The organism is Actinomadura gamaensis (assembly GCF_042652125.1).
GTDB classification, from domain to species: Bacteria; Actinomycetota; Actinomycetes; order Streptosporangiales; family Streptosporangiaceae; genus Spirillospora; species Spirillospora gamaensis.
Window position 1 is genome coordinate 506,448 of the sequence record NZ_JBHSIT010000003.1, and the last position, 17,702, is coordinate 524,149.

A 17,702-nucleotide genomic window follows, 5' to 3' on the forward strand; every position below is an offset into this window, starting at 1 on the left:
TGTCGGCGAGGTGGCAGGGTCGGCAGTTTTCGCCCGGATCCGGCGAGCGCTCCGGACCAGCGGCAGGGCTGGTCAGCGGCAGGGCCGGTCAGCGGCAGGGCCGGTTAGGGACCAGGCGGAATTGGTTTCGGAGGCGGGTGAGCGGCGAGCAGGGGCGAGAGGGCGCCTGCACAGGGGCGGGTCAGGCGCGGAGTGTGGCGCCTCCGTCCACGTAGAGGTCGTGCATGGTGACGTGGCGCGCGAGGTCGGACGCGAGGAACAGCACCGCGTCGGCGACGTCGGCGGGATCGGCGACGCGGCCGAGCGGGATGCCCGTCCGGTGGGACGCCAGGTCGCCCTCGACGACGCGCCGTGCCCCCTCGTCCGCGCCGCCGGTCTCGGCCCACATCGCGCGTTGCATGCCGGTGAGGGTCGAGCCGGGACAGACCGTGTTGCACCGGACGCCCCGCGCCGCCACTTCCAAACCGAGGCACTTGGTGAACATCACGGCGGCGGCCTTGGACGCGGCGTAGGCGGACATTCCCGCGCGCGGAATCCCGGCCGCGTTCGACGCGACGGTCACGATGCTGCCGCGTCCGCGCGCCGCCATCCGGCGGGCGGCGGCGCGCGACACGTGGAAGACACCGGTCGTGTTGACGGCGAACGTGGCGGCCCAGTCGGCGTCGGTGAGGTCGGCGACGTTGGCCTGGCGCAGGATCCCGGCGACGTTGACGGCGATGTCGAGCGGGCCGAGTTCGCGTTCGGCATCGTCCACGGCGGCCTCGACGGCGACGGGGTCGGTGACGTCCAGCGGCCGAACACACGCGCCCGACGACGCGTCGAGGTCGGTGGCGAGCCTGCCCGTGCCCGACGGCGTGTCGGGGGCGGTTGCGGGCCTCCGCGCGGTCGATGTGTCGGGAGCGGTGGCGAGGCTGCCCGCGCTTGACGTGTCGATGGCGAGGCTTTCTGGGACCGACGTGGCGGTGGCGAGGTGGCGCGCGGCCGACGGGTCTAGGTCGGTGGCGAAAACTCGGGCGCCGTGTGCTGTCAGCGCCTCGACGACGGCCGCGCCGATCCCGCCGGCCGCGCCTGTGACGAGCGCGACCCGTCCGTCGAGGCCGGGGACTCGGGCCGCGCTCACCGGACCATGGCCTTGCGGATGTCGTCCAGGACCGAGTCCGCCGCCTCCGCGCCGCCGAGGCTCGTCCATTTCGAGCCGTCGATCACGGTCGCGCGGCCGTTCCTGACGGCGGTGAGCTGGCGGTAGGCGGGCTTGGCGGTGAGCTGCTTCAGCAGCGTCGCGTCCGGCCCGGCGGACGACAGGGTGCCGATGAACAGCCAGTCGCCGTCGATCTGCGCGATGTTCTCCTCGCTGATCGGCGTCGAGTGGCCCGCGCCGGGGGCGTTCTGGATTCCTGGACGCTTGAAGCCGAGATCCTTCAGCACGTCGCTGACGAACACGCCCTGCTGCATGACGGCCGTGCCCTTCGCCGAATACCGTGCGACCGAAACCGTGGCGCCCGCCTGCTTCCCGAGGTCCTTCTTCAGCGCGTCGGCCTTCGCCGTGTACGCGGCGACGACCTTGGACGCCTGGTCGGAGCGGCCGAGGACCTTGCCGGTGAGGGCGAGCGCGGTCTTCCAGTTCTTCGTCCGGTCGATCGTGACGACCGTCGGCGCGACCTTGCGGAGCTGGCCGAGCACCTGCTTGTCGGCGAGCTGTCCGGCGAGGATGACGTCCGGCTTCGCCTGGACGACCTTCTCGACGTCCGGGCCGGTCACCGCGCCGACCACGGGAATGCCGGCGGCCTTGTCCTTCAGGTACTCCGGCGCGCCCTGCTGGCCGCGTCCGGCGGTGAGACCGACCGGCTTCACGCCGAGCGCGAGCGCCGCGTCGAGGTCCATCTCGCTGAGCGCGACGACGCGCTTCGGGGCGGCCGGAACCTGGACGTGCGCGCCGGTCGCGTCCGTGACCGTCACACCGCCCTTGCCCGTCGCCCCCTCAGCCTTCCCGGACGACCCGCACCCACTGACCGCGAGCGCGACGAATGCGCTGCCCGCGATCGCCGCAACAGCAGCCCGCGCCGCAAAAGCCCGCGAAGAGTCAGCGCGCCGCGCGACGGCAGCGACCCGCGACGCGATAGCGGCTCGCCAAGGGCTGATGGCCCGCGAGGTGTCGGCGGCCTGTCGGAACACGGCGCCCTGCGGATGGATGGCGGGCCGGGGTGCGTGGTCGGTTCGGGCGGCAGCGGCGGCCTGCGAGGTGTCCGCGGCCAGCGGGGTTACGGCGGCGCGCGGAGGGATGGCGGGACGCGAGGTGAAGGCGGGGCACGGTGCGGTTTGGGTGAGCTGCGCGGAAGCGGTCCTCGGCATGAACGCGGACTGCGAGGCGGCGAGTTCTGACGTGGTGGAAGTGGGGCGCGAGGTGATGGTCGGCTGCGGGGCGGCGGCGAGTCGTCGCTCGACGGCGGGTCGCGGTGCGGAGTTGGTGGGGTGCGGGGACGTGGGGTGGGGCGGGGGCTTGGGCATGGGGCTCCGTCGGTCAGATGGGCAGGTGAGGGCGAGCCGGGAGGCGCTCGCGCAGGTGTCGCCCAAGATCGGGCGGCGAGGATTAGGTTAGGCTAACCTAATCTCGATCACGCAAGGGGGTGGAGGGAAATGTCCCGATTCAGCCATTCCGTCGGCCTCCTGCGGCGGCCGCGTCCCGCGTTGTCCGGTGTTCGCGCTCACCACGGTGGGAGCGTCGCCGGATGGGCGGGGGCCGGGGTCGTCCTGCTGCTGGCGCTCGCGGTGTGCTCGCTGCTCGTCGGCACCGGGACGGCCGGATCACCCGGCCGTGCCTGGGACTTCCTGCTCGGCGACCGCGCCGCGCGGGCCGACGCGCAGCTGCGGCTGGCCGTCCTCGACGTCCGCCTGCCGCGCACGCTCGCCGCCGTGCTCGTCGGGGCCTGTCTCGGCACGGCCGGGTGCCTCCTGCAGGCCGCGACCCGCAACCCGCTCGCCGAGACCGGGCTGCTCGGGGTGAACTCCGGCGCGGCGTTCGCGGTCGTCGTGGGGCTGACCTGGTTCGGCGCGTCCTCGCCGGCCGCGCTCATGCTGTGGGCGCTGCTCGGCGGGACGGCCGCGAGCGCGGTGGTGCTGCTGCTCGCCGCGTCCGGACGCGCCGCCGCCTCGCCGCTGCGGCTCGTCCTCGCCGGGTCCGCGATCGGGGCGACCTTCCACGGCCTGACCTCGTACGTCCTGCTCGGCACGAAGGCCACCTTCGACACCTACCGGTACTGGACGATCGGCTCGCTCGCCGGGGTCGAGACGCGCGACCTCGTCCCGCTGCTGCCCGTCGCCGCCGCCGGGCTGCTCGTCGCGCTCGGCTGCGCCCGCCCGCTCGCCGCGCTCGGCCTCGGCGACGACGGGGCGCGTTCCCTGGGCCACCATCCCGGCCGCATCCGGCTCGCCGCCGCCGCGTCGGTGTCGTTGCTGGTCGGCTGCGCGGTCGCGGTCGCCGGGCCGATCGCGTTCCTCGGGCTGCTCGCCCCGTACGCCGCACGGACCGTGGCGGGCGCGCGGATGACCGTCCAGCTCGTCCTGTCCGCTCTGGTCGCGGCGGACGTGATGATCGCGGCGGACATTCTCGCCCGGATCGTCATCCGCCCTTGGGAGACGCCGGTCAGCGTCCTGCTGGCGCTGGTGGGCGGCCCGCTCCTGATCGCGATCGCCCGCTCGTCCCGCCTCTCCACGGCAGGTGCCGCGTGAGTGTCGAACCCGGCCGCGGCTCGCATATCGGACCTCAACGGAGCGCGGAATCGGACGTGCAGCAGCCGGGCAGCCTGGACGGGCGGCTGTCGGGCAGGCCGGACGTGCGGCCGCCGGGCGGTCTGGACGTGCGGCTGTCGGACAGGCCGGAGGTGCAGTCGGCGGGCAGCTTGGATGTTCGGCCGCCGGACAGTGTGGTTTTGCGCGCGGGCGGGCTGTCGTGGCTGTTCCCGCGGCGCAGCGCGCTCGCCGCGGCGCTGCTGGTGCCGGTCGGGGTGGTGCTGGTCGTGCTCGCGGTCGTCGCGAGCTCGACCGGGATGTCGCTGCGCGCGACCGTGGACGGTCTGCTCGGCACCGGAGACCCCGGCGGAGTGATGATCGTCCGGGAGTTGCGGCTGCCGCGCGTCGCGGTCGGGCTGCTGGTCGGCGCGGCGCTCGGGATCGCCGGGTGCCTCACGCAGACCCTCGCGGGGAACCGGCTCGCCACTCCGGATGTGGTCGGCGTGCACCAGGGCGCGACGACCGTCGTGGTCGCGGCGGCGGCCGGGTCGGCGACCGGGATGGTCGGGGACTGGTGGCTCGGGCCGCTCGGCGCGGTCGCCGCCGCCGTCCTCGTCGTCGTGTGCGCGGGCGGGGCGGGCGCGGCCGGATACCGGCTGCTGGTCGTCGGGATCGGCGTCTCGACGTCCGTCGGCGCGGTCGGCGACCTGGTGATGTCCCGGCAGAACGAGAACACGGCGGGCGGCGTCTTCCTGTGGGCGGTCGGAAGCCTGAACGGCCGTGACTGGGGCGTCGGCGTGCCGCTGCTGGTCGTGCTGCTCTTCCTGGTGCCGCTGTCGCTCGCCGCCGGGCACCGCCTGCAACTGCTGCGCTTCGACGACGACGTGGCCGCCTCGCTCGGCGTGAGCCCCCGCCGCGTCCGCGCCGCCGCGCTCGCGCTCGCCGTCGGCCTCGCCGGGACGGCGGTCGGCGTCGGCGGCCCGATCGCGTTCGTCGCGCTCGCCGCGCCGATCCTCGCGCAGCGCCTCGCCGGGCCGACCCGCGTCCCGGTCACCGGGTCCGCGCTGGCCGGGGCCGCGCTCATCACCGCCGCCGACGCGCTCGGCCGCGTCGTCGCGCCCGTCGAACTGCCCGTCGGCGTCGTCACGAGCGTCCTCGGCGGGCCGTTCCTGCTGTGGGTCCTGTTCCGCTCCGAGAAGGTCTGATCGCCCCATGAACGCTGGTCTCGAGATCCGCTCCCTGCACGCCGGGTATCCGGGGCGTCCGGTCGTCCGGGACGTCAGCCTGACCGTTCCCGCAGGCCACGTCGCCGCCATCGTCGGCCCCAACGGATGCGGCAAGTCCACGCTGCTGCGGGCCGTCGCCCGGTTGCACCGTCCCGACTCCGGGACGGTCCACGCGGATGGCGCGGACCTGTGGCGGCTGCCGCGCAAGGAGGCCGCCCGCCGCGTCACCCTGCTGCCGCAGTCGCCGCGCGCCCCGGAGGCCGTCACCGTGGCCGGGCTCGTCCGCTACGGCCGCCACCCCCACCAGGGCCTGCTGCGGCAGTGGTCGCGCGAGGACGAGCGGGCCGTCCGGGAGGCGCTGGAGGCGACCGGCACCGCCGCCCTCGCGCACGAACGCCTCGACCGCCTCTCCGGCGGCCAGCGCCAGCGCTGCTGGTTCGCGATGGTCCTGGCGCAGCGCACCCCGCTCGTCCTGCTGGACGAACCGACCAGCGCCCTCGACATGGGCCACGTCGTGGACGTCCTCGAACTCGTCCGCGACATCGCCGCCGCCGGACGCACCGTGGTCATGGTCCAGCACGACCTCGCCTCCGCCGCCCGCTACGCCGACACCCTCGTCGCCATGAAGGACGGCCGCGTCATCGCCGAGGGCCCGCCCCGCGCGATCGTGGGCGAGGCCCTCGTCAAGGACCTGTACGACCTCGACGCCGACATCCTCCGGGCCCCCGGCGACGCGTCCCCGGTCGTCGTCCCGCGCGCGGTCAGCGCACTTCCAGGAGGCCGGCGGTCTTCAGGCGGGTGATGATGTCGCCGACGTCGGCGGCGGCGCGGTCGGCGGCCTCGGGATGCGCGTCGACCAGGGCGCGGGCCGTGTCGGCGTCGGACGCGCCCTCCAGCAGGTGCTGCAGGACGAGGTGCGCGGTGGCGTTGAGCTGCCAGTACTCGCCCGAGCGGCCGTCGAGGAGGACGGCGGACGGGCGCTCGCCGTCCTCCGGGCCCGGGACGGCGACGAGCGTGATGTGGTCGGGGAGGCGGACGGTCATGCGGTCTCCTAGCGATCAGACGATCAGATGATCAGGTGATCGAACGGTCAGGCGGTGCGGCGCACGCCGCGGATCGCGAGGGGCGCGGCGGCGGCCGTCACCAGCAGCGCCAGGGCGAAGGTCGCGGTGACGGAGGGCAGGGCGGGACGTCCCAGCGTCAGCGCCCGGACGGCCGCGACGCCGTGCGTGAGGGGGTTCACCCGGGCGACGGCGCGCAGCCACGGCGGCAGCGCGGTGACGGGCAGGAACGCGTTCGAGGCGAACATCAGCGGGAACATCGCGAGCCCGGCCGCCGCCTGGAGGGTCTCGGCGCGGCGGAACCAGCAGGCCAGGGCCATGAACGCCCAGCCCAGCGCCCAGGCGACGGCCAGCGCGACGGCGATCGCGAGGAGCAGCGGCAGCGGGCCGCCCCGGCACCGGAAGCCGAACACCGCCCAGGCGAGCCCGATCAGGGTGGCGAGGCGGATCGTGCCCCGCACGAGACCCGTGGCGCTCTGCGCGACCAGCACCGACCCCAGCCAGAGCGGCATCGCGCGGAAGCGGGACAGCAGGCCGCCGCGCAGGTCGTCGGTGAGGCGCGTCGCCGACTGGAGGCCCGACTGGAGCGCCGTCGTGACCATCAGCGCCGGGACGAGGTAGTCGATGTACGCGACGCCGGGCGGGAAGCCCGGCACGCGCGCGAGGCCCGACAGCGCCTGGCCGAAGACCAGCAGCATCGGCAGCGGCTCCAGCAGGGTGATCAGCAGCAGCCGCCGGTCGGCCAGCATCGTGCGGACGGTGTGCGCGGTGAGCACGCCGACCTGCGTCGCGACCGGCGCGCCGCCGTCCCGCGTTCCCGCGTCCCGGGCGGCGGCGCGCTCCGCGACCGCCGTCACGCCGCCCCCCTGCCCGCCACGCCCCGCTCCGGCATGCCTCGGTTCGGCATGGCAGGGCCCGGGACGCCGCGGTCTGGAACGCCTCGGTCCGACGCGCCAGGGTCTGGGGTGCCTCGGTCCGACGCGCCAGGGTCTGGGACGCCGCGGTCGGAAGCGTCGCGGTTCGGGACGCCAGGGTCTGGGGTGTCGGGGGTGGCGAGGGCGAGGTAGACCTCGTCGAGGCCTGGTTCGCTGAGGGTGAGTTCGCCCGGGTCGATCGCGGCGGCGTCCAGGGCGCGCAGGACGTCGCCGACCTGCCGGGACGACGCGGCGGCGACGGTCAGCGTGCCGCGCGCCGGATCGGGCGCCGGGACGAGGCCGCCGGCGCGGAGGGCCCGTTCGGCGCCCGCGAGATCGGCCGGACGGACCGTCACGGCCCGGCTCCCCACGCGGGCCTTCAGCTCGCCGGGCGTGCCGGACGCGACGATCCGGCCGCGCCGCAGGACGGCGATGGTGTCGGCGAGCCGGTCCGCCTCGGCGAGGTCCTGGGTGGTGAGCAGCACGGCGGCGCCGTCCCGCGCGAGTTCCCGGACGACGTCCCACAGCGCCAGCCGCGACACGGGGTCGAGCCCGGCGGTCGGCTCGTCGAGGACGACGACCTCGGGCCGTCCGGTGAGCCCGGCGGCGAGGTCGAGGCGGCGGCGCGTGCCGCCCGAGCAGGCGCGCAGCGCCCGCGCGGCGACCTCGCCGAGGCCGAACAGCTCCAGCAGCTCGTCCGCGCGGGACTGCGCGGCCCGGCGGCCGAGCCCGTGCAGGCGGGCGAGCAGGACGAGCGTCGCGCGGGGCGTCAGCCGGTCGTCGAGCGCGGCGAACTGCCCGGTCACGCCGATGCGGCGGCGCACGCGGTGCGGCTCGGCGGCGACGTCGTACCCGGCGACCCGCGCGCGGCCGGACGTCGGCCGGGTGAGCGTCGTCAGGACGTCCACCAGGGTGCTCTTGCCCGCGCCGTTGTGCCCGAGCAGGCACAGGACGGTCCCGTGCGGGACGGTCAGGTCCACGCCGTCGAGCGCGGCGACCGGCCCGAACCGCCTGCCGAGCGCCTCGGTCTCGATCGCCGCGGTCATGACGCCTCCGGACGGGACGCGCGGACGTCCGGGAAGAGCCGCAGGAGCACCACCCGGACGATCGTGTCGTAGTACCTGACCAGCAGGAACGCGGTCACGATCCCGGCCGCCGCCGCGCCCGCCGCGAGCGGCGACAGCGCCGGGGACCGGTCCGCCGAGAGCAGCAGGCCGGGCACCGAGAAGCCGAGCAGCAGGACGTTGCGCAGGATCAGCGGGTAGCTCATCGCCGAGCTGTGCCCGCCGAAGCAGCCGCACTCGGCGAACACCCGGCCCCGGACGGCCCCGACGACGACCCCGATGAACAGCACCAGCAGGGCCGTGGCCAGCGCGAACCCGGTGAAGGCCGTCGCCGGCGCCGCGGTGAGCGCCCCGGCCGCCGCCTCCGCCGCCGCGAACAGGCCGGCGAGGACCGTCACACCCCGGCCGTCCCGCTTGGTGAGCCTCCGGACCGTCCGGACGAAGTTTTCGAACCCCTCGCCGCTCCGGAGCTTGGTGAAGCACGCGTACCCGAACACGAACACGATCGCGCCCTGCGCGAACGCGAGCGCCGCACCCGCAGCACCGCCGCCGCCGACCACGCCGACCGTGCTCGCCACCCCGGCCGCGCTCGCCGCGCCGGCCGCGCCCGCCGCCGTCATCGCCCGCCCGCCGAGATCACCAGGACCTTCGAGAACGCGCCGACCTCCGCGTTCTCGCCGATCGGACGCCCCTCCGCCTCGACCCAGGCGTGCGCCTTGAACGGATGGATCCGCACGCCGGTGCACCAGTCCGGCCACGTCCCGCCGAACCGGCAGAGCAGGGCCGTCGCGACCGACCGCTGGAGGCACACCTGCCCCGCGCACCGGACGCTCACGGCGACGACCGCGCGCCGGGCCGCGTCCGTCCGCGCCGCGCTCGCCGGACGCGCGCCCCGGCTCGCGACCGTGAGGACCCGGCGCAGCCGGGCGGGCGGCAGCGCCGCCACCGGACGGGCCGCCGCGACCGCGATCCGCGCCGCGATCCGCCACCGCCACGGCACCCGGTCGGCCGACTCCAACGTCATGGGCATCGTCATGAGCGCTCTCCCTTGTTCGTTCGGACGCCGCCCGTCCGCTCCTGAAGCGACTGCGCCTGAACCGACCGCGCCGGAAGCGACCGCGCCGGGACCGGCCGTTCCGGAAGCGACCGCTCCGGAGCCGTCCGTTCCGGAAGCGATCGCGCCCACACCTCGCACGCGACCGTGCCGACCAGCGGGACGAAACCGAGCGCCGTCGGCGGCGGGACGGTCAGGGCGCGGCGCAGTTCGTGCAGGTCGACCAGGCCGCGCCGGGCCAGGAAGGAGTCCTCGCACAGCGCGAGGAGGTCGTCGTGGTTCTCGCGGACGCCGCGGTACGCCTCCGCGCCGTACTCGGACTTGGTCGTCCGGCCGAGGAACTGCCAGGGCACCAGCCCGCGCAGCGCTTCGGACAGGACGGGCTTGTAGCGGGTCAGGTCCACGCGCTCCTCGCGTCGCAGGGACAGCGCGGCCTCGACGACCCGGTCGTCCAGGTAGGGGGCCTCCCAGTCCATGCCGGTGACGCGCGCCGCCTGCCGGACGGTCGCGCCGCAGCCGCGGACGTCCTGGACGAGCGAGTGCTGGCCGCGCTCTGGGGACAGCGGCGTGGCCCGCGCGGCGGCCTCGCGCAGGGCCGTGCGCGCCGCGTCGATCGCGTCCGGGGTGGCCCACGGCGGCATCAGCCCGCCGAGTCCCCAGCCGAACGCGGGCGCGGACGCCATCGCGTGCGGCCGAGCGGTCAGCGCGTCGGCCGACGCCGTGAGCCACGAGCCGAACGACGCGTTCTCGCACAGCCCGCGCAGCATCGGCGCCGCGGGCCACCGGTACAGCGCGCGGTGCGCCCGCAGGTGCCGGACGGCCGCCAGCGGACGCCGCCGGGCGAGTTCGCGCAGGTGGACGGGTTTCGACAGGAACAGCTCGTCGCCGCCGTGCCCGGTCAGGTGGACGGACGATCCGCGCGCGGTGACCCGGTTGGCGGTGGCGAGCAGCGCGGCCCGCGTCCGGATCCACGCGTAGGGCCCTTCGAGGTCGTCGGTGGGGTCGAGGACGCCGGAGAACCAGGCCGGGGTCGTCCCGCGCCGGAAGACCAGGTGCTCGCCGGGCAGCATCGCGGCGGCGCGTTCGGCCCAGCCTCCGTCCTCGTCGGCGAGGTCGCTCGCCTCCATCCGGGACGTGACGAGCGAGTCGGTGTGCTCGGCGGTGAGGAAGCACAGGCTCGTGGAGTCCATGCCGCCCGACAGGTCGGCGCTCACGACGGTCGCGCCCCGGACCCGCGCGCGCACGCCTTCGACGAGCGCCTCGCGCACGAGGGACGCCGTCTCCGGCAGGGAGAGCCGCGGTTCGGGCGGCGTCCAGTAGCGGACGACCCGATCGCGCCCGCCCGCGTCGATCTCCAGGGCCCGCCCCGCCGGAAGGGCCTCGACCCCGCGCCACAGGCTCTCCTCGGAGAGCGGCCACGGCGGCCAAGGCGCGATCAGCCGCGCGGCGAGCAGCTCCTCGCGGACGCCGGCGTCCAAGGCACGCACGAGCGGGTCGGGCCGGTCGGACGCGACGACGGTGCCGTCCACCCGCGCGTGGAACACCTGCCGCGCGGAGGACAGCGACCCCTGCGCCCAGGTGCGCCCGTTCATGCTGACGACCAGGTGGAAGCAGCCGCCGAACTCGCGCGCCGCCGCGGCGACGTCGGCGGGCGTCCGGGCCCGCGCGAGCGCCCGCGCCAGGCTCCGGACGGTCGCGGTCGTCGGCCCGAGCAGGGCGGCGGCGCGGGAGCCGAGGGCGGCGTGCCGGATGTCGCGGGACGTCCAGTCGCCGACGATCCAGGGCCGCCCGGACGGATGGTGGAGGGTCTGCCGGAGCGGGGGAGCGGAGCCGCCGGCCGCGAGGGCGGCGACGGCGGGCCCGACCGGACGGTCGGGGAGCACGACAAAACGCACGGCGAATTCCCGGGGGCAGGCGGAGCGGGAAAGGGGAGGGGAAGGCGTCCCGGAAATGATTCGGCCGGGCCGCCGGTATTTCGGTCGCGGCGGCGCCGGCACCGGAATTCCGGTGCCGGCGCCCCGGGGACGCGCTCCGTCGGGACGGGCCGGAGCGGGGCCCTAACGGGTCAGTCGCTCACGCAGTTGAAGTAGACGCAGTGACCGTCCCACTCGAAGCCCCAGCTGGGGTGGCCGAGCGTGACCTGGGTGAAGTTGCCGAGCCGGGTGAGTTCGGGGGCCTGGTAGCGCATCGGTGGCGTTCCTTTCCGCGGTCGGACGACCGGTTGGTCGATCGTCCTTTACTTTTTGGCTGACTGCCACTGCGGAGCTTACTAACCGATTTCGCTAAACGGCCACCGAATATCCTGTCCTCATCTGGCCCTGGTCATTCTTCTGTGGCCGTGGAGTAAAGCTCACCGTCGAGTTTCGTCCGAATTTGTGGGGACGTGTCGCGCCTTTCGGCCGGACCCCCGGAACATCGCTTTCCGGGCCGCAGGGACGGATCGGTATCAACCGATCGGTGGATGCCCGGATCCACCGCCGTCCTGCCGGACCGGTCGATCCGCGGGACCGGGCCCCCGCCGCATGATCGAGACCGTCACCCGATCAGGTCACCCGGTCGGGGTCACCCCCTGCACGTCGGTCAGTCGAAGCGAGGAGCACATGCCGGTCATCGAGGTGCGCAACCTGCGCAAGCGCTACCGCCGCCGGGTCGCGGTCGAGGACGTGTCGTTCACGGTCGAGCGGGGCGAGATCTTCGGGATCCTCGGTCCGAACGGCGCGGGCAAGACCACCACGGTCGAGTGCGTCGAGGGCCTGCGGCGGCCCGACGGCGGCACCGTGTCGGTGCTCGGGTTCGATCCCGTCCGCGACGCCGCCGAGGTCAGGGCCCGGCTCGGCGCGCAGCTCCAGGAGAGCCGCCTGCCGAACCGCATGAAGGTGCGCGAGGCGCTGGACCTCTACGCCTCGTTCTACGCGAATCCCGCCGACCCGGACGAGCTGCTGGACATGCTCGACCTCGCCGACCGGCGCGACGCGAGGTTCGGAAAGCTGTCCGGCGGCCAGCAGCAGCGGCTCTCCATCGCGCTCGCCCTCGTCGGGAATCCGGAGGTCGCCGTGCTGGACGAGCTGACCACCGGCCTCGACCCGCAGGCCCGCCGCGACACCTGGGCGATGGTCGAGCGCATCCGCGACCGGGGCGTCACCGTCCTGCTCGTCACCCACTTCATGGAGGAGGCCGAGCGGCTCTGCGACCGGCTCGCCGTGATCGACGCCGGACGCGTCGTCGCCGTGGACAGCCCGGCCGGGCTCGTCGCCCGCGTCCAGCCCGAGCAACGGATCCGGTTCCGGCCGTCCCGGCCCCTGGACGACGCGCTGCTCCGCGCCCTGCCCGAGGTGCGGTCGGTCGAGAAGCGCGGCGAGCGGGTCGTCATCACCGGCACGCCCGAGGTGCTGCACGCGGTCACCTCGGTCCTCGCCCGCAACCAGATCATCGCCGCCGGCCTGCGCGTCGAGCAGACCGGCCTGGACGACGCCTTCGTGGCCCTCACCGGACGCACCCTGGAGGACTGACCGTGCTTTCCAAGCTCACCCTGATGGAGTTCCGGCTGTTCGTCCGGGACATGGTCGGCCCCGCGCTCATCGTGGCGCTGCCGGTCGCGCTGCTGCTCGGCTTCGGGTTCATGCCCGGCGGCACGAAGGCGAGCGGGGACCTGGCCGGGCAGAGCGCCGCCGAGTACATCGCGTCCATCGACGTCGGGCTCGTCCTGGTCGTCCTCGGCTTCACGATCCTGCCGAGCGTGGTGTCGGACTACCGGGAGAAGGGCGTGCTGCGGCGGCTCGGGACCACCCCGGTCCGGCCGTCCCGGCTGCTCGCCGCGCAGCTCCTCATCTACGCGGTGTCGGCGGTGCTGGTCGTCGCGATGATCGTGCTGCTCGGGAACGCCGTTTTCGGCACGCCGGTCCCCGGCCGGTTCGGCTGGTTCGTCCTGGCCGTCCTGCTCGGCATGGGCGCGCTGTTCGGGATCGGCCTGGTCGTCGCGGCCGTCGCGCCGAGCGGCCGGGCCGGGAGCGCGATCGGGATGTCGCTGTTCTTCCCGAGCATGCTCCTCGGCGGCGTCTACATCCCGCGCGAGAAGGAGGCCGCCGCGATGCGGGCCGTCGGCGACTACACCCCGCTCGGCGCGACGCTGAAGACCGTCCGGGACTCCTGGCAGGGCCTCGACCCCCGCCCGGCGCAGCTCGCCGCGCTGGCCGCGTACGCTGTGGTGGCCCTGGCGGCGGCGGTGAAGTTCTTCAGGTGGGAGTCTCGGTGACCGAGTGGGAGCGGCGACAGGGCCGGACGGTCCACGCCGTTCTCTACGGCATGCTGGCGGCCTCGACGCTGCTGGCCGTGCTGGTGGAGCCGGGCGGCGCGCCGGGCGTGCTCGCCACGCTCGGCCTCGCCGCCCTGACCGCCGTCTGGATGCTCGGGCTGGTGACGCTCCGGCCGGCCGGCGGGTTCGGCCCGGTCACCGCCTGGGTCCACTACGCCGGGATGACCGTCCTGTTCGGGCTGCTCCTCTGGCGGTCCACGCTGTTCGGGCTGTTCGCCTGGACGGGCTACGTCCAGGCCGGATGGCTCCCCGGGCGCGGCCGCTACGCCGGCGTCGCGATCACCGCGTTCCTGGTCGCCTCCACCTACGTCGGCGGCTTCCGGAACATCAACGCCGGCACGCTCCCGCTCTACGTCGTGTTCGGCCTGGCCGGCACCGGGATCGGCGGCGCGTTCCTGTTCTTCAACCGCAGGCTCGGCGAGCAGAACGACCGGCAGCGCACGATGCTCGCCGAGCTCACCGAGGCCAACGCCCGCCTGGAGACCGCGCTGGAGGAGAACGCCGGGCTGCACGCCCAGCTCCTCGCGCAGGCGCGCGAGGCCGGGGCGCTCGACGAGCGGGCGCGGATGGCCCGCGAGATCCACGACACCCTCGCGCAGGGCTTCACCGGGATCGTCGCGCAGCTCGAAGCGGCCCTCCAGAACCCCGACCGGTGGGAACGGTACGCGCGGCAGGCGCAGGCGCTGGCCCGCGAGAACCTCACCGAGGCGCGCCGTTCGGTCCAGGCGCTGCGGCCCGGGCCGCTCGAACAGGCGCTGCTGCCCGAGGCGATCGGCCGGATGACCGGGCGCTGGACGGCCTCCTGCGGCGTCCCGGTCAGCGTCGAGACGACCGGCGAACCGTGCCCGCTGCACCCGGACGTCGAGGTCGCGCTGTTCCGCGTCGCGCAGGAGGCGCTCACCAACGTCGCCAAGCACGCCGGGGCGACGCGCGTCGGCCTCACCCTGTCCTACCTGGACGACCTGGTGCTGCTGGACGTGCGCGACGACGGTGTCGGCTTCGTCCCGGACCGTGCGTCCGGCGGCGGTTTCGGCCTCTCGTCCATGCGGCAGCGGATGCTGCGCGTGGCGGGCGGCCTGTCGGTGGAGAGCGCGCCGGGCGAGGGCACCGCGGTCAACGCGACCGCGCCCGCGATCCCGGCCGGAGAGGGGACCCGGTGATCCGGCTGCTGATCGTGGACGACCATCCCGTCGTCCGGGACGGCCTGCGCGGCGTGTTCGCGGCCGTGCCCGACTTCGAGGTCGTCGGCGAGGCGTCCGACGGCGCGACCGCGGTCGGGCTCGCGGACCGCGCCGACGTCGTCCTGATGGACCTGCGCATGCCGGGCGTCGGCGGCGTCGAGGCCATCGCGCGGCTGCGCGAGACCCGCCCGGGCGTGCGGGTGCTCGTGCTCACCACGTTCGACTCCGACTCCGACGTGCTCCCCGCGATCGAGGCGGGCGCGACCGGCTACCTGCTGAAGGACGCGCCGCGCGAGGATCTCGTCCGGGCCGTCCGGGCGGCGCACCGGGGCGAGTCCGTGCTGTCCCCGTCGGTCGCCGGACGGCTGATGGCGAGCGTCCGGCGGCCGTCCGACCAGTCCCTGAGCGCCCGCGAGCGGCAGGTGCTCGCGCTGGTCGCCGGCGGCGCCACCAACCGCGACGCGGCCCGCGAGCTGTTCGTCAGCGAGGCCACCGTCAAGACGCACCTGCTCCACATCTACGACAAGCTCGGCGCGCGCGACCGCGCCTCCGCCGTCGCCGAGGCGTACCGGCGCGGCCTGCTCACCTAGCGAACCCTCCGCAAGGCGCTTCCCTGTTTCGCATCGCGCGCGGCGCGGCGTGCCGCTGCTCTCGGGCTTGAACCTCCGCCGCCGCGAAGGACATACTGCTCTCGGTTCGGTATACGGATGCGGGGTAGAGGCATACCGACATCTTCCGAAGTAGCGGTACTGGTTCCGTTCGGAGTTCGCGGGCAAGGAGGTGCGGCGGATGCAGCCGTTCGTCGCGGCGCTCGCCCTCCTCGGCCTCACCGCCGCGCTCGTGTGCGCCGTCCACGCGGTCTCGGCCTTCACCGCGCTGCCCGGTTCGCCGGTCGCGGGGCCGTACCTGTCCGGCGGCCTTCCGGCCGAGCACGCCGTGTCGCGCTACCACGTCCGCTGGTACGCGGTCACGATGGTCTTCCTGGCGTTCGACATGGAGATGGTGTTCATGTACCCGTGGGCGCTGGTCGTGACGTCCGTCGGAGCGAAGGCCGTCGTGGAGATGTTCGGCTTCCTCGCGCTGCTGCTGGTCGGCGTCCTGTACGCCTGGCGGGAGGGCGCGTTCCGATGGGCCTGAGGGGAATCCTGCTCCGCTATGCGGCCCGCCGCCCGCGTCCGCTCGTCGTGGCCGTCCCGGGTTTCACCGGCGTCCGGCTCGCCGCCGAAGCCGAACTGCGGCGTCGAGGCTGGCGTCCGGCGCTCTCACCGGCTGAAGCGGACCTCCTCGTCGTGTGCGGCGTCCCCGGCCACGACCTGTCGCAGGCGGTCGAGACGGTCTGGGACGAGATGCCGAACCCGCGCGCCCGCGCCGACCTCGCGGACGTGATCGGCGTCCCGTCCGCGCTGGACGACGCGTCCGCCCGCCTGGCCGACGAACCCGCCCAGCTCCGGGACGCCGCCGCCCGCACCTCCTTCACCCCGCAAGCACCTACCGGCCACGGGGAGACGGATCACGGGGACATGGATCACGGCCACATGGGCCACGGGGACATGGGCCACGGGGGCATGGGCCACGGGGACATGGCGGGTCATGAGGGGCATGGCGGGGGGCACGAGCATCACATGATGGGGGACCCGTACGGGCTGGCCATGGCGGATCGTGCGCCGGACCGGGACGGGCTCAAGCTGGACGTCCTGCATGTGCCGTTCGGGCCGGTGCTGGCCGACTGGCCCGCCGGGCTCCGGCTGACGTTCACTCTGCAAGGCGACGTCGTGCAGGACGTCGAGTCGGAGACGCTCGGCGGCGGCGCGGTCGGCGAGCGCTTCTGGGACGAGACCCACGAGACCCACGAGCCCCACGAGCCCCAGGAGACCAACGCAGCCGCCGCTCGCCTGGACTCGCTGGCGCGTCTCCTCGCCGTCGCCGGATGGACGGGCCAGGCGGCCCGCGCTCGAATCCTGCGCGACGAGGTGTTGGCCGGACGCGTCGAGCCCCGGCGTCTCCACAAGTTCACCCGGCGGACGCGTCGTTCACGCACGCTGCGCTGGATGCTCGCCGACGTTAACCTCGGCGAGACCAACGCCTGGACGCGCGTCTGCGAGTGGCTCGCCGAGATCGACGGTGAGCCGCGTTCGCACGTGCCGTCCGCCCCGCTGGAGGAGCTGCTCGTCGGCGTGGACGTCGCGGCGGCGCGCCTTGTCGTCGCCGCGCTCGATCCCGACGCCGAGGGCGCGGTGGCGGCGCATGCTTGAGTCCGTGCTGGTCGTCGCCGTCCTCGTGGGGGTGCTGGCGTTCGCGGCGGCGGCGTTCGACGCCGTGCTCGGCGCGGTCGCCGCCGGGGTTCCGGGGGCGTGGCGGGCGTGGGACGCGCCGCTGCGCGAGGCGGCGCGGCTGCTGGTCCGGCAGCGGCGCGGCACCCTCGCCGCCGACCGGCTGCTGCGGCGGGCCGGCGTCTTCGCGCTTCCGGCGGCGGCGGTGCTCGCGGCGGCCGTCCTCCCGCTGGGCGGGTCGCGCGCGGCGTCCGACATGTCCGTCGGGATCGTGTGGTTCAACGCGATGGAGGTCGCGGTCTGGGCGGCGGTGTGGCTCGCGGGCTGGAGCGTGAACTCCGCGTACTCGCTGGCCGGCGGCTACCGGATGATCGCGCAGGGGCTCGCCTACGAGCTGCCGCACATGTTCGCGCTGATCACGGTCGGGGCCGGCGCGGAGTCGCTGCGCTTCGCGGACGCGGTGGCCGCGCAGCGCGGCCTCTGGTTCGCCGTCCAGATGCCGGTCGCGTTCGCGGTGTACCTGCTGTCCGCGCTGGCGATGGCGTTCTGGGGGCCGCTGTCGTCCCCGGCCGGCGGCGACCTGGCGGGCGGCGCGGCGGCCGAGCTCGCCGGGGCCGACCGCCTGGTGTTCCTCGCGGGCCGGTACGCGATGCTCGCGGTCGCGTCGGCCGCCGCCGTCCCGCTGTTCCTCGGCGGGGGAGCGGGGCCGCTGCTTCCGGCGTGGCTGTGGACGCTGGTGAAGACGCTCGCCGTCCTCGCCGCGCTCGTGGCGACGGCGCACCGCCTGCCGGTGCTGCGCATGGACCGCTTCATGGCCTTCGCGTGGACGGCCCTGATCCCGGCCACGCTGCTGCAACTGCTGGTCACCGGGCTGGTCGCGCTGTGAGGAGGAGC

General features: G+C 74.8%; 19 protein-coding genes. 10 read left to right on the top strand and 9 right to left on the bottom strand.

All coding sequences use genetic code 11. The features are described 5' to 3' along the window. Positions 1-181: 181 nt before the first annotated feature. Together ACFPCY_RS12600 and ACFPCY_RS12605 are read right to left on the bottom strand one after the other, a co-directional pair. Positions 182-1,120 carry an SDR family oxidoreductase gene (locus ACFPCY_RS12600; RefSeq protein ID WP_378254529.1) on the bottom strand — a complete coding sequence of 313 codons (939 nt, stop codon included), beginning with the start codon at positions 1,118-1,120 and terminating at the stop codon, positions 182-184. Continuing rightward, positions 1,117-1,956 carry an ABC transporter substrate-binding protein gene (locus tag ACFPCY_RS12605; RefSeq protein ID WP_378254530.1) on the bottom strand — a complete coding sequence of 280 codons (840 nt, stop codon included), beginning with the start codon at positions 1,954-1,956 and terminating at the stop codon, positions 1,117-1,119. The genes ACFPCY_RS12600 and ACFPCY_RS12605 overlap by 4 nt, the downstream gene beginning before the upstream one ends. Before the next feature lie 678 nt (positions 1,957-2,634). Between ACFPCY_RS12605 and ACFPCY_RS12610 the strand changes: the two genes are divergently transcribed. The 3 genes from ACFPCY_RS12610 to ACFPCY_RS12620 are packed head-to-tail and all read left to right on the top strand — an operon-like array spanning position 2,635 to position 5,754. Next, positions 2,635-3,726, top strand: a complete 1,092-nt coding sequence (locus tag ACFPCY_RS12610) for a FecCD family ABC transporter permease (protein ID WP_378254532.1) — start codon at positions 2,635-2,637, stop codon at positions 3,724-3,726. A 56-nt stretch (positions 3,727-3,782) separates the two neighbouring features. Continuing rightward, the gene (locus ACFPCY_RS12615) at positions 3,783-4,931 is read left to right on the top strand and encodes a FecCD family ABC transporter permease (protein ID WP_378254534.1); all 1,149 of its coding nucleotides are present in this window, start codon (positions 3,783-3,785) and stop codon (positions 4,929-4,931) included. Positions 4,932-4,938: 7 nt separating this feature from the next. Then, on the top strand, positions 4,939-5,754 hold the full coding sequence (locus ACFPCY_RS12620) for an ABC transporter ATP-binding protein (RefSeq protein WP_378254536.1): 816 nt from the start codon (positions 4,939-4,941) through the stop codon (positions 5,752-5,754). Here the strand turns inward: ACFPCY_RS12620 and ACFPCY_RS12625 are convergent. From ACFPCY_RS12625 to ACFPCY_RS12655, 7 genes are all read right to left on the bottom strand, one after another. After that, positions 5,714-5,995 carry a lasso peptide biosynthesis PqqD family chaperone gene (locus ACFPCY_RS12625; RefSeq protein ID WP_378254538.1) on the bottom strand — a complete coding sequence of 94 codons (282 nt, stop codon included), beginning with the start codon at positions 5,993-5,995 and terminating at the stop codon, positions 5,714-5,716. The two genes, ACFPCY_RS12620 and ACFPCY_RS12625, sit on opposite strands and share 41 nt — an antisense overlap. Before the next feature lie 47 nt (positions 5,996-6,042). Next, positions 6,043-6,870 carry an ABC transporter permease gene (locus tag ACFPCY_RS12630; protein ID WP_378254539.1) on the bottom strand — a complete coding sequence of 276 codons (828 nt, stop codon included), beginning with the start codon at positions 6,868-6,870 and terminating at the stop codon, positions 6,043-6,045. Further along, positions 6,867-7,973 carry an ATP-binding cassette domain-containing protein gene (locus ACFPCY_RS12635; RefSeq protein ID WP_378254541.1) on the bottom strand — a complete coding sequence of 369 codons (1,107 nt, stop codon included), beginning with the start codon at positions 7,971-7,973 and terminating at the stop codon, positions 6,867-6,869. Before ACFPCY_RS12635 ends, ACFPCY_RS12630 begins: the two co-directional genes overlap by 4 nt. Continuing rightward, on the bottom strand, positions 7,970-8,611 hold the full coding sequence (locus tag ACFPCY_RS12640) for a MauE/DoxX family redox-associated membrane protein (RefSeq protein WP_378254543.1): 642 nt from the start codon (positions 8,609-8,611) through the stop codon (positions 7,970-7,972). The genes ACFPCY_RS12635 and ACFPCY_RS12640 overlap by 4 nt, the downstream gene beginning before the upstream one ends. Beyond that, positions 8,608-9,027, bottom strand: coding sequence for a lasso peptide biosynthesis B2 protein (locus ACFPCY_RS12645; RefSeq protein ID WP_378254545.1), 420 nt, complete (start codon positions 9,025-9,027; stop codon positions 8,608-8,610). The genes ACFPCY_RS12640 and ACFPCY_RS12645 overlap by 4 nt, the downstream gene beginning before the upstream one ends. Then, entirely contained in the window at positions 9,024-10,940 is a 1,917-nt protein-coding gene (locus ACFPCY_RS12650; RefSeq protein ID WP_378254547.1) for an asparagine synthase-related protein, read from the bottom strand. Before ACFPCY_RS12650 ends, ACFPCY_RS12645 begins: the two co-directional genes overlap by 4 nt. A gap of 170 nt (positions 10,941-11,110) precedes the next feature. Further along, positions 11,111-11,233, bottom strand: coding sequence for a lasso RiPP family leader peptide-containing protein (locus tag ACFPCY_RS12655; RefSeq protein ID WP_378254548.1), 123 nt, complete (start codon positions 11,231-11,233; stop codon positions 11,111-11,113). A gap of 412 nt (positions 11,234-11,645) precedes the next feature. Here ACFPCY_RS12655 and ACFPCY_RS12660 point away from each other — a divergent pair, with 412 nt between their 5' ends. From ACFPCY_RS12660 to ACFPCY_RS12690, 7 genes are all read left to right on the top strand, one after another. Beyond that, positions 11,646-12,554 carry an ABC transporter ATP-binding protein gene (locus ACFPCY_RS12660; RefSeq protein WP_378254550.1) on the top strand — a complete coding sequence of 303 codons (909 nt, stop codon included), beginning with the start codon at positions 11,646-11,648 and terminating at the stop codon, positions 12,552-12,554. A 2-nt stretch (positions 12,555-12,556) separates the two neighbouring features. Further along, positions 12,557-13,297 carry an ABC transporter permease gene (locus tag ACFPCY_RS12665; protein WP_378254552.1) on the top strand — a complete coding sequence of 247 codons (741 nt, stop codon included), beginning with the start codon at positions 12,557-12,559 and terminating at the stop codon, positions 13,295-13,297. Continuing rightward, a complete protein-coding gene (locus ACFPCY_RS12670; RefSeq protein WP_378254554.1) occupies positions 13,294-14,517 on the top strand; it encodes a sensor histidine kinase in 1,224 nt (407 codons plus the stop codon). The genes ACFPCY_RS12665 and ACFPCY_RS12670 overlap by 4 nt, the downstream gene beginning before the upstream one ends. Beyond that, on the top strand, positions 14,514-15,128 hold the full coding sequence (locus ACFPCY_RS12675) for a response regulator (RefSeq protein ID WP_378254556.1): 615 nt from the start codon (positions 14,514-14,516) through the stop codon (positions 15,126-15,128). Before ACFPCY_RS12670 ends, ACFPCY_RS12675 begins: the two co-directional genes overlap by 4 nt. 199 nt (positions 15,129-15,327) lie before the next feature. Next, positions 15,328-15,675, top strand: a complete 348-nt coding sequence (locus ACFPCY_RS12680) for an NADH-quinone oxidoreductase subunit A (protein ID WP_378254558.1) — start codon at positions 15,328-15,330, stop codon at positions 15,673-15,675. After that, positions 15,666-16,790 carry a hypothetical protein gene (locus tag ACFPCY_RS12685; RefSeq protein ID WP_378254559.1) on the top strand — a complete coding sequence of 375 codons (1,125 nt, stop codon included), beginning with the start codon at positions 15,666-15,668 and terminating at the stop codon, positions 16,788-16,790. Before ACFPCY_RS12680 ends, ACFPCY_RS12685 begins: the two co-directional genes overlap by 10 nt. Continuing rightward, entirely contained in the window at positions 16,783-17,694 is a 912-nt protein-coding gene (locus tag ACFPCY_RS12690) for an NADH-quinone oxidoreductase subunit H (protein WP_378254561.1), read from the top strand. Before ACFPCY_RS12685 ends, ACFPCY_RS12690 begins: the two co-directional genes overlap by 8 nt. The last annotated feature ends 8 nt before the right edge of the window (positions 17,695-17,702 follow it).